The 11,125-nt window shown below is 41.7% G+C and carries 10 protein-coding genes and 1 CRISPR repeat array (1 of these 11 cut by a window edge); of the genes, 9 read left to right on the top strand and 1 reads right to left on the bottom strand.

All coding sequences use genetic code 11. From position 1 onward, the window contains the following. Positions 1-107: 107 nt before the first annotated feature. On the top strand, positions 108-254 hold the full coding sequence (locus V7O64_RS02730; RefSeq protein WP_407356504.1) for a hypothetical protein: 147 nt from the start codon (positions 108-110) through the stop codon (positions 252-254). On the opposite strand, the gene csa3 is transcribed toward V7O64_RS02730, so the two are convergent. Beyond that, positions 247-846: a CRISPR-associated CARF protein Csa3 gene (gene csa3, locus V7O64_RS02725; protein ID WP_407356503.1), complete on the bottom strand. Its 600-nt coding sequence runs from the start codon at positions 844-846 to the stop codon at positions 247-249. The genes V7O64_RS02730 and csa3 overlap by 8 nt on opposite strands. A 187-nt stretch (positions 847-1,033) precedes the next feature. Between csa3 and cas3 the strand changes: the two genes are divergently transcribed. The 8 genes from cas3 to cas2e are packed head-to-tail and all read left to right on the top strand — an operon-like array spanning position 1,034 to position 9,737. Next, positions 1,034-3,793, top strand: coding sequence for a CRISPR-associated helicase Cas3' (cas3, locus tag V7O64_RS02720; RefSeq protein WP_407356502.1), 2,760 nt, complete (start codon positions 1,034-1,036; stop codon positions 3,791-3,793). A gap of 24 nt (positions 3,794-3,817) precedes the next feature. Then, a complete protein-coding gene (casA, locus tag V7O64_RS02715) occupies positions 3,818-5,386 on the top strand; it encodes a type I-E CRISPR-associated protein Cse1/CasA (protein WP_407356501.1) in 1,569 nt (522 codons plus the stop codon). Positions 5,387-5,439: 53 nt separating this feature from the next. Then, the gene (gene casB / locus V7O64_RS02710) at positions 5,440-5,943 is read left to right on the top strand and encodes a type I-E CRISPR-associated protein Cse2/CasB (RefSeq protein WP_407356500.1); all 504 of its coding nucleotides are present in this window, start codon (positions 5,440-5,442) and stop codon (positions 5,941-5,943) included. A gap of 18 nt (positions 5,944-5,961) precedes the next feature. Next, positions 5,962-7,110, top strand: a complete 1,149-nt coding sequence (cas7e, locus tag V7O64_RS02705) for a type I-E CRISPR-associated protein Cas7/Cse4/CasC (RefSeq protein WP_407356499.1) — start codon at positions 5,962-5,964, stop codon at positions 7,108-7,110. A 19-nt stretch (positions 7,111-7,129) separates the two neighbouring features. Beyond that, positions 7,130-7,876, top strand: a complete 747-nt coding sequence (gene cas5e, locus V7O64_RS02700; protein WP_407356498.1) for a type I-E CRISPR-associated protein Cas5/CasD — start codon at positions 7,130-7,132, stop codon at positions 7,874-7,876. Beyond that, positions 7,873-8,547 carry a type I-E CRISPR-associated protein Cas6/Cse3/CasE gene (cas6e, locus tag V7O64_RS02695; protein WP_407356497.1) on the top strand — a complete coding sequence of 225 codons (675 nt, stop codon included), beginning with the start codon at positions 7,873-7,875 and terminating at the stop codon, positions 8,545-8,547. The genes cas5e and cas6e overlap by 4 nt, the downstream gene beginning before the upstream one ends. Positions 8,548-8,560: 13 nt before the next feature. Further along, on the top strand, positions 8,561-9,472 hold the full coding sequence (gene cas1e / locus V7O64_RS02690) for a type I-E CRISPR-associated endonuclease Cas1e (RefSeq protein WP_407356496.1): 912 nt from the start codon (positions 8,561-8,563) through the stop codon (positions 9,470-9,472). Next, positions 9,453-9,737, top strand: coding sequence for a type I-E CRISPR-associated endoribonuclease Cas2e (gene cas2e / locus V7O64_RS02685; protein WP_407356495.1), 285 nt, complete (start codon positions 9,453-9,455; stop codon positions 9,735-9,737). Before cas1e ends, cas2e begins: the two co-directional genes overlap by 20 nt. Before the next feature lie 134 nt (positions 9,738-9,871). Then, positions 9,872-11,125: a CRISPR direct-repeat array (repeat unit 29 nt; unit sequence GAGTTCCCCACACACGTGGGGATGAACCG) (it continues 910 nt past the right edge of the window).

The raw sequence follows: 11,125 nt of genomic DNA, 5'->3' as shown, positions 1-11,125 counted from the left end.
CTGACCAATTATAATAATTGAGGTGAAGTCATGGTATTTGCATGGATAAGAAGATTTATCATGGTAGTTATAAAAGCAAAGCTCCTTCTCTGGTTCAAGAGGAAACTGTGGAAGCGTTTTGTAAAGTAAGCTTTGGCGGGAAGACCAGCATAGGTACAGACACCCGGGCGCAGCCAGAAACAAGCGCTGCCCCAAACAACACCCCCCGCTCACCCCGCTGCCTGCTCTTTGACCTCCCGGATGGACTCAGATGACCGCCAGCCTCCCCGAATCTGTTATAGAGAACCCTTCCTCATCTGAAATGTACCCCATGTCCTTAAGCTCCCGTATATGGTTATAAGCCATCCCCCTGGAGATCCCCACCTTGACCGCGATTTTACTTACAGCCTTCTCCCCCTGCTTTATATGCTCAAGGATGGCCTTTTTGGTGGGTGATATGTTGAAGCCGAGTATGGGAAATTCCAGCATTGTATTGTCCTCTTCCGTGACGTAAACTACACGCTTAACCATATCACTTCTTGCATAAGCCCCGAAAAGCGTCCCGAAAGCCTGTGGTTTGCGCCCCCCGGACACATTTATGACGACCTGGTTCCCCCAGTCATGTTCTTTCTCAATAGCTCCTGCCACGTCCTGTGCAATGGTAACAGGATCATAGAGAGAAGTGATGAGCTTGCGTATCTCGATAACCTTCCCAAACGTGGCCTCCAGCATGTTCTCCGCCTGTACTTTCTTGTCCACAGCTCCGTCTTCTGTTATAATTATCACTCTGGTCGGTGACAATCGTGTGATACATACCAGTACAGGGTCAAGTGTGTATAATGTAGTAATGAGTGTTAGGTTTGGCATTGGTTTATTGTATACAAGTAGGGGTATATAGGTGTAATTGAGGGTATATAGTTACACGTTAATTTGGTAGTAGTACAGTTTGAGAGTCAAATGGAAAAGTATATATTAAAGGTAGACAGTTGTACAAAGAATACTTTATAATTCTGCTTAATCTTTTTATTAAGGAATCTACAAGGAGTGGGGTTAATTGGAGGTAATATTTAAAAATTGGGGCAAGTCCTTATCTCTAAATGATAGTTGCAATAACTTGTATCATCTCTTACCTTATCACTGTTTAGATGTGGCTGCAACCGGCAACGTTCTATTGAGAAAAGACCGATTGCTTCTTCAGAAATTCAAAGAATATATTCCTTTAGATGATGAGCAACTTATATCTTTTGTTTCTTTCTATCTTGCAATCCATGATATTGGGAAATTTTCAGAATGCTTTCAAAATCTTCAGCCAGACTTATTAGTTTCTCTTAGAGGCCATGATAGTAAAAGAAGTTACGATCTTCGTCATGATAGTATGGGTTTCTACCTGTGGAAAGCACTATGGGATAAAATATGGGATGAGAACTGGCTTTGTCTGGATAAAACTTCTTTTGACTCTTATGATTGGAATGACATAATAATTCCTTGGATTACTTCCACAACCGGACATCATGGTAATCCTCCAAAAAACATGAACAATGGTCTTCCAATAAACCAAAACGATTTATTCACTGAAGAAGATCTCGATATGGCAGCTTCGTTTATAAAAGCAGCATCTTCTCTCCTGCTGAAAAATACATTTGATGGTTTTTTAAGTTCAGATGCTTATAGATATGATTTTGAAGATATAGAGGCTGCATTTAAATTAACTTCCTGGTTAATTGCAGGAATCGTGATTGTAAGTGATTGGATTGGTTCTTCAAATGAACACTTCAAGTACTTATCTGAATCCATTCCGCTGGAGAAATATTGGAATGAGCATGCATTACCATCAGCCGAAAAAGCGCTTACAGACTCAGGAATTTTGCCCTCGCCAATATCTCTGGTTTCAGAAATGAAAGTACTATTTCCTGAAATTGAAGTTCCCAGTCCTATGCAAGAATATGCATCTGCATGTCCTGTTGTTAATCATGCCCAGCTCTTCATCTTGGAGGATGCAACAGGAAGTGGAAAAACAGAATCTTCCTTATGTTTAGCTCATCGTATCATGGTACAAGGCACAGCAAACGGAATTTACTTCGGCCTACCAACAATGGCGACATCTAACGCTATGTATGGCAGATTAACGAATCTTTATAATAACATGTATGAACCAGACTCTTATCCTTCATTGGTGCTTGCACACGGTCAAAGCTATTTGTCAGGTGCATTTAGTAAATCTATTGGTGTTAAGGGTTCTGAAAATGATATGGGGAATGTTTCGCAAGAAGATGAAACGGTTTATGCCCAGTGTTCAGCCTGGATAGCCGACAGCCGTAAAAAAGCTTTACTTGCCGATGTAGGAGTAGGGACCATTGATCAGGCTTTAATGGCTGTGCTACCTTCAAATCACCAGTCTCTAAGATTGCTGGGCTTGTCGCGCAACGTTTTGATTGTAGATGAAGTTCATGCATATGATCCCTATATGCACAGGATTCTATGTACCCTTTTAGAGTTCCACGCATCAATGGGTGGAAGTGCAATTCTTCTCTCTGCCACACTACCTATAAAGCATCGCAGGGAGTTGGCATCTCATTTTTGTAAGGGCCTGGGATGCTCGGTAGAGGAGATTTCTAAAGATGAATACCCTCTTCTGACACATGTTTGTGAATCCTGTTTTTCGGAGATAAAAATAGAATCTCGTGCAGGAACCGGACGTACCGTAAATGTTGAGATATTCAATGACGAATCTGCAGTAATCGATAAACTTGTATCCTGTTCTGCTGAAGCGAAATGCAGTTGTTGGATACGTAACACTGTTGACGATGCAATTGAATCATATTATAGGCTTGTATCTTTACTGGGGAAAGATTCAGTAATTCTTTTCCATGCAAGATATGCAATGGGTGATCGGCTGAATATTGAGAATGAAGTTCTCATGTCTTTTGGAAAAACAAGTGGTTCACAGGAACGCAGTGGCAAGATACTGATTGCCACTCAGGTTGTAGAGCAATCATTAGATCTTGATTTTGATTACATGGTTACAGATCTGGCTCCGATTGACCTTGTTTTTCAGAGGGCTGGGCGTTTGCAACGCCATTTCCGGGATGCTAACGGTGCTATTAGTGAGCATGAAGAGAGGGGAATTCCAGTTCTAGGTATTCTCTCGCCTAAAGTGACCGGGAAAATCTCAAAATATTGGTATTCTGATATGTTCCCAAGGGGAGCACATGTTTACCAGTCACATGGCCAGCTTTGGCTTACTGCTCACCTGCTTTCTGAACATGGAAGTTTCAGAGTGCCTGACGAAAGTAGATATTTCATTGAAGGTGTTTTTGGCGAGGGTGCAAGCGCAAAGGTTCCGGCAGAACTAAAAGCCCTTGACGAAAAGGCATACGGAGAAGCAATGGCACAAACGTCAATGGCTAACTTCAAGTCATTAAATCTGATGCAAGGTTACGTGCGTTCAGGCACACAGTGGCTGGATGATGTTGTAACTCCGACCCGCCTTGGTGAATCGGTTAATATTCGCCTTGCAAGATTTGAAAATGGAGTTCTTGTTCCCATGGTGTTTTCTGAAGTTTATGCATGGGATATGAGCCAGTTAAGCGTTAGTGGTGGCCGTATTAGGTATGTGGATGATTATGGCAAGGAAATGAACGAATTAATAGAGAGATCCAGGGAATCGATGAAGGACAAAGGTAAATGGAGTTTATTGATTCCTATGTTTTCAGATGATGGAATTAACTGGAAAGGTTCTGCATTGAACAAATACAAAAAACAAGTATTGTTAACATACAATTCAGAAATTGGTCTTAGTATAAATAAGAAATAAGTTGGTGATAACACGGTTTTTAACTTGATTAATGAAAAGTGGATATGGATAAACAGGCAGGACGGTAAAAAGGAAAAAATATCTCCCTGGGAGATCACTGATGAACTAGATTCAAATCCGATTATTTCACTGGCATCACCACGTTCGGATTTTAACGGCTCTCTTATTCAGTTCCTTATTGGCCTGGTACAAACCACAATGTCTCCAAGAAATGAAAGAGATTGGAGAAAATATTTCACAAATCCACCAAAACCGGATGAGCTGCGTTTTATGTTTGAGGAAGTCTCTGATGCCTTCAATCTGGATGGAGAAAATGAACGTTTTATGCAGGATTATGAGCATTTTGAAAGTAATGTTAAAGATCGAATATCTGTAAGTCAACTGCTCATGGAAATGCCTGGAAAAAAAACGATAGAGGACAACACTGATCATTTTTTGAAGAGAGATACTGTTTCAAAAATGTGTTTTTCTTGTTGTGCAACTACACTATTTACTTTACAAACAAATGCTCCTAAGGGAGGGAGTGGTCATCTTACATCGCTCAGAGGCGGTGGTCCATTAACTACGATAGTTTTAGGCGATACTCTCTGGCAAACGGTGTGGTTAAATGTTATTCCAGATGAAAATTTTGATAATTTGGGTGCTAATGACAAAATAGATTTGGGAGATGTATTTCCTTGGATGGTTCCTACTCGTACAAAAGGAAAGAAAGGATTGTTTACTTCTCCAATGGATGTAAGTCCAAAACAAATGTATTGGGGAATGCCAAGAAGAATTCGTCTTGATTTTAATAATTGCACAGAAGGTATTTGTGACATTTGTGGAAAAATAGACAATTTGGTTTTTACATATTTTACACAAACTTACGGTAATGATTATACAAGTCAATGGCGTCATGTTTTAACCCCTTATTATGAAAAGAAAAATGATCTTATCCCTAGGAAAACAAAACCTGAAGATATTTTCTATCGCCATTGGTTGGGATTAGTAAAAACCGACCCAGATAAGGGGAGTCATCCATCTTTGTGCCTCGAAAAATTTATTTCAAAACAATCGAGCTTAAAAAATCTGGGTCAAATTTTCAAGAACTCTCCTAGACTATGGGCTTTTGGTTACCATGTTATTGACATGAAAGTAGAATGTTGGTATGAAAGTAGAATGCCTTTGTTTAATGTAGATGAACAAATTAGAAATAGCTATGAATCTCAAGTTTCTCAGCTAATCAAGGTTGCTGAAATTGTAGATAACAACACTCGCAATTGTACAAAACAAGCTTTGTATGGAAAAAAACCGATACGTGGAGATATTTCTGTTATTGATTCCAGATTTTGGCATGATACGGAATCCGAGTTCTATAATGTTCTGAATAAGTTAAATTCAGAATTAGAAAGCAATTCTGAGACAGTTGACTTGAAAATACAATGGATTAGATTTTTGTCAAAAGTATCTGAAAGATTGTTTGATGAGTATTCTCAATCCATGCAATTTAGTGTTATAGAACCAGAAAGAGTAGCTATAGCTCACAGGGATCTCAGAAGGTATAATTCAGAAGGTGGTAAAAAAATAAAGGAGATTCTTGGATTGCCTACATAAAAAGAAAGAGGATTTAGTTAGGCAACAAATGCGTTTCAGAGAGGTGATTGAGATTGAAAACATTTAAGAAATCATTGGAGAAAAATCCTGAAGCTTGTCAGGTTTTGTTATCATGGTGGATGGATTTGGATAATAATCGAGGAGATAGAGCTTATCTTCGTAGGTGCCACAATACTGTAGATATCGTGTTTAATCCTGCCTATCATAGGCTTTGGTTAGCTTTGAATAAAATAGGGTTTGGAAATAGAGATTCCATTGCATTGATTGCAGGAGTATTGGCAAATGTAAAAAATCATCACGATGGAGAGCCATTTGCTGCTCAAATGGCACATCTAAAAGATGGTTCAAACCCTCAGGTTAGTGGATTGCGGTTTAAAAGGCTATTGAAAATAAAAGAAAAAGAGGAACTGTTCAGTTCGGTTGTTAGAATTGTTAAGCTTATGGACGGAAATGTCAATGCCTGCAATCTTGCAAATAGCCTCTACTACTGGAATGATGGCACAAAGAAAGATTGGGCTTATAGCTACTATGAGAAAGCACCTGAAAGTAAACATTAGAAGTTAGGAGGAAGTAAGATGACAAAATTTGTACAAATACATACGCTCGTATCGTACCCCCCATCTAATTTAAACCGCGATGACTTAGGAAGACCAAAGACTGCTGTAATGGGTGGAACTCAAAGATTAAGAGTATCTTCACAGAGCCTTAAACGGGCGTGGAGGACGTCTGATCTCTTCATGCAGAGTTTCTGCGATAATTTTGGTATTAGGACTAAAGAAATGGGGGCATATTTATACAAAGCCTTGACATCCGGAGTAAAACTGATTGATTTGATCAATGGTAATGACGATGCTAAAGAAGTTAATCCGAAAGTGCCGGAAGATACAACTAAGGAATGGGTTGAATATATAGCTGGGTCCTTCGGGAAGGTTGAAGATGTAAATACTCTCAAAACTGAACAAATAGTTAGTTTTTATCCGGAGGAGATACTTGCCATTGATGAAATCGTAACGAAAATCTCAAAAAAGGATGAATCTTTGGAAGAAGTTTTGAGCTTATTAAGAAAAGAAAAGACAAAAGATGCAAAGAAAAGAAACTATAATAACGTATTAGGCTTGTTGCTGGAAAAGCAAAAAGCTGTCGATATTGCTATGTTTGGGCGTATGCTCGCAGCTAATCCTAAGTTTAATACCGAAGCTGCTGTACAGGTGTCTCATGCTATTACTGTTAATGAAGTTGCAGTTGAAGATGACTATTTCACTGCAGTTGATGACTTAAATAGGGGCGAAGAAAATTTAGGGTCGGCACACCTTGGTGAAACCGAATTTGCTTCAGGTCTTTTCTATACTTATGTCTGTGTAGATTGCGAACTGCTGGAAAACAATCTTGGCCAAGACAAAGAACTTGCAAACAAGGCTTTGCGTGCATTGGTTGAGGCAATGGCAAAAGTATCACCCACAGGAAAGCAGAACAGTTTTGCATCCCGAGCGTATGCATCTTACATGATGATAGAGAAAGGTAAGCAACAGCCTCGCTCACTATCGGTTTCATATCTTGAACCTGTAAAAGGAAAAAGCATGTTGAAAAGTGCTATCGATGCTCTTAGGCAAACAAACCAGAATATGGAGAAGGTCTACGGCAAGTGCTGTGAAGACCGCAAGGATATGAACGCTTACACAGGTGAAGGCTCACTGGATGAAATGCTGGACTTTGTAGTCAATTAGATGCAAGGGGTCGATTGGGATGAAGAATTATTTAATTTTTCGACTATATGGTCCTATGGCTTCCTGGGGTGATATTGCAGTAGGTTCCTACAGACCTACCTTTGATCATCCCTCCAAATCAGCAATATTCGGTCTTCTTGCTGCAGCTTTGGGAATTCGCAGGGACGAGGAGGAAAAACAGCTTGAGCTGTCTTCTGGCTACAATTTCGGGGTTCTTATTAATTCTGCAGGGCTTATGCTTCGTGACTACCATACTTCTCAGGTTCCTTCTGCGGGTACTGGCAGGAACAAGAAGACATTTTTCACCCGGAAGGATGAGCTAGCCGTTCCTAAAGATGAATTGAACACAATTCTTTCCACCCGTGATTATTACTGCGACAGTCTCTATACTGTGATTCTTTCTACAAGGAAAGATAATCCTCCTTATTCTCTCGATGCAATTGCAAAAGCTATCAGAGAGCCTTCTTTTTCGATGTATCTTGGGAAAAAGTCCTGTCCTGCAGCACTTCCACTTGATCCTATTATCATATCTGCTCCTACTATGAAGGAAGCAATTGTAAATGCCGAGTTCAAGGATAACACGTTTGTCGGAAGATTGATTGATAACGGCAGTTGCCGGTTCTATTGGGATGATCCTGATGAAAATGTATCTCATGAACATAGTGTTTCCCGGCGCGATGAAGTATTGAGTCGGAAAAGGTGGCAGTTCGCTGACAGAAAAGAATACTATTCAATGGTCAACTGGAGGAAAGATGCATGTACATGAGCAGGGCAAAACTTCTCCCTGAAGCGGCTTTAGACAAATCATTCAATAATGTGGGGAGCAGTTATAATATTCACCGTCTTGTATGGTCCTTATTTTCAAAAGGGGCTGATGACGAAAGGAGCTTTTTGTATCGTCAGGAATCAGAAGGTACAGTGCCAAAGTTCTATATTGTATCCAAAAGTGAACCGAGGGATGAATCTGGTTTGTGGGATATCGATGTAAAATCTTATGAGCCAGTATTGCAACCGGGGCAGGAACTTTCTTTTTCCCTTCGGGCCAATCCAATTGTCTCAAAAAGAGATGAAAATGGAAAACAACACCGTCATGATGTGGTAATGGATGAAAAGTTCCGCATGAAAAAAGAAAAATCTAGTACATACGATTATTCCCACGTTTCTGAGATTGTTCAGCAAAAGGGAGTTAAATGGTTACAAAAGAAAGCAGAGAATAATGGTTTTTTTATAGAGGAGGAGCAGGTGCGTGCAGATGGTTATCGTAATCATAGATTCTATAAACCTACTGGCAAGCACAATATCAGTTTCAACACAATTGACTTTACAGGTGTTTTAACGGTAAATGATCCGGAACTATTTAAGAAAATACTTTTTGAGGGAATAGGCCCAGCAAAGGGTTTTGGTTGTGGTTTGCTTCTTGTGCGTCCAATTCGATAGGAGGATATTAAAAGTGCTCCCCAAACTAAAACCCATCACCATAAAAGAACGCTTTTCTCTTCTATTCCTTGAAAAAGGCGAACTTGACGTGGTAGATGGAGCATTTGTCATAATCGACAAAAATGGTGTACGTTCGCAGATCCCGGTTGGGGGAATTGCCTGCTTAATGCTTGAACCTGGCACGAGGGTATCCCATGCAGCAGTGACGCTTGCAGCACGTGTTGGTTGTCTTCTGATATGGGTTGGCGAGGCTGGTGTCAGGCTTTATTCAGCTGGACAGCCAGGGGGTGCGCGTGCTGATAGGTTGCTCTATCAGGCAAAGCTAGCAATTGATGATGATCTGAGACTTAGGGTATCTCGAAAAATGTATGAGATCAGATTCAATGAACTAGTACCTGAGAATTACAGTATTGAGCAGATGCGTGGAATGGAAGCAGCACGTGTAAAGAAGTTATACCAATTGTTTGCCCAGCAATATGGTATTGAATGGAAGGGACGTAGTTATGATCCAGAGGACTGGGACAGTGCTGATGTACAGAACAAGTGTCTCAGTTCTGCAACCTCATGCATATATGGTGTTACGGAAGCAGCAATCCTTGCTGCAGGTTATTCTCCTGCAGTAGGCTTTATCCATACCGGGAAACCTCGTTCCTTTGTTTATGACATTGCCGATCTTTTCAAGTTTGAAACTGTGATTCCTGTGGCTTTCAGGATTGCATCTGAGAAGCATACTAATTATGAAAGGGCTGTTAGGCTTGCCTGCAGGGATGCATTCAGAGAAACAAGACTGCTGAAGAAAATAATTCCTGCTATTGAAGATGTCCTTTCGGCAGGAGGTATTGATATTCCGGATGCACCCAGAGATCAGTTGCCACCGGCAATTCCGAATGAAAGGAGTATTGGCGATGTTGGTCATCGTACTTGAAAATGCACCTGATAGATTGCGTGGACGTCTGGCTTTGTGGCTGTTAGAGGTCCGTGCAGGTGTTTATGTTGGTGACTATTCAGTAAAGGTTAGGGACATGATCGTTGAGAACATTGAAGAAGGTCTTGAAGACGGAAATGCGGTAATTATCTGGAACTACCCCAATGAAGCAGGTTATGATTTCATTACAATGGGTGAAAATCGTCGGATTCCCAAAGAAATGGATGGGGTTAAGTTAATATCCTTTTTACCTGATAATAAATAACAGGTGATGTTCTGTTGATGGTTTTTATTTATCCAGATATCAGATTTGTGAATGTTATGAGTAAATCCAATGATAATTTGATAAGCCAGGAAAACGGAAACCTATTTCTTTATTGATTGAATAAAAGACGCACAGAGTTCCCCACACACGTGGGGATGAACCGTGTTTTGAGTAATGAATATAGCTTTACGGTCCGAGTTCCCCACACACGTGGGGATGAACCGGATCCTAAACCCCCCACAATTCAGGGATGGAAGAGTTCCCCACACACGTGGGGATGAACCGACCGTCTCACCAATCAACTTCACATATCTTTCGAGTTCCCCACACACGTGGGGATGAACCGTTGGTGATTGGATTATCAAGGGTGTAGCTGGTGAGTTCCCCACACACGTGGGGATGAACCGCCATAAACATGTAGCTTTCTTTTCAGGATCTCGAGTTCCCCACACACGTGGGGATGAACCGGGTGTAGCTGGTGAGTTCTATCCATGCAAACCGAGTTCCCCACACACGTGGGGATGAACCGATCGTGTTCTTATCATTATCCGGGGATGTTGCGAGTTCCCCACACACGTGGGGATGAACCGACATGTCATTCTATCTGCACAACAATAACGGAGAGTTCCCCACACACGTGGGGATGAACCGCCTGCTCTTCAAACCATTCACAATCAAATCATGAGTTCCCCACACACGTGGGGATGAACCGATCCTATTCGGAGAGGAGAGACCTGCGGCAGGGAGTTCCCCACACACGTGGGGATGAACCGAGCCGCCTGTAATAGATATTCCTGATACGGATGAGTTCCCCACACACGTGGGGATGAACCGCTCTGAGAACTGGAAAGGTGTCTATTCATGGCGAGTTCCCCACACACGTGGGGATGAACCGCGGCTCCGGGGAACTTACATTCTACCTGATAGGAGTTCCCCACACACGTGGGGATGAACCGTTCATCCGCCACATCTGCAAGGAAGGTCCATGGAGTTCCCCACACACGTGGGGATGAACCGATAAACAACATTCTCAGGAACACCTGCGGATAGAGTTCCCCACACACGTGGGGATGAACCGAAAGGAGTTTGACGAGGAGAGAGCACTGAGAAGAGTTCCCCACACACGTGGGGATGAACCGACAACCGGGTTTATTGTGAGGACAGTGAGTACGAGTTCCCCACACACGTGGGGATGAACCGGTATCTAAATAGCTGAGTCACATACCCCATAAGAGTTCCCCACACACGTGGGGATGAACCGCGAGAAATCAACATGGTATCCCGATCGGAGCAGAGTTCCCCACACACGTGGGGATGAACCGAGATATCGGTTATGTTAGACGTTCCTGAGCGTGAGTTCCCCACACACGTGGGGATGAACCTACATT

Source organism: Methanolobus sp. WCC5, assembly GCF_045690325.1.
Lineage (GTDB): Archaea > Halobacteriota > Methanosarcinia > Methanosarcinales > Methanosarcinaceae > Methanolobus.
Note: the sequence above shows the minus strand (reverse complement) of the source record. Positions and strands in the feature narration are given on the sequence as shown.

Bases quoted from the DNA above. Each gene is read 5' to 3' on its own strand.
- csa3 (WP_407356503.1), bottom strand. From the start codon at position 846: ATGCCAAACCTAACACTCATTACTACATTATACACACTTGACCCTGTA.
- cas7e (WP_407356499.1), top strand. From the start codon at position 5,962: ATGACAAAATTTGTACAAATACATACGCTCGTATCGTACCCCCCATCT.
- cas5e (WP_407356498.1), top strand. From the start codon at position 7,130: ATGAAGAATTATTTAATTTTTCGACTATATGGTCCTATGGCTTCCTGG.
- cas6e (WP_407356497.1), top strand. From the start codon at position 7,873: ATGAGCAGGGCAAAACTTCTCCCTGAAGCGGCTTTAGACAAATCATTC.
- cas2e (WP_407356495.1), top strand. From the start codon at position 9,453: ATGTTGGTCATCGTACTTGAAAATGCACCTGATAGATTGCGTGGACGT.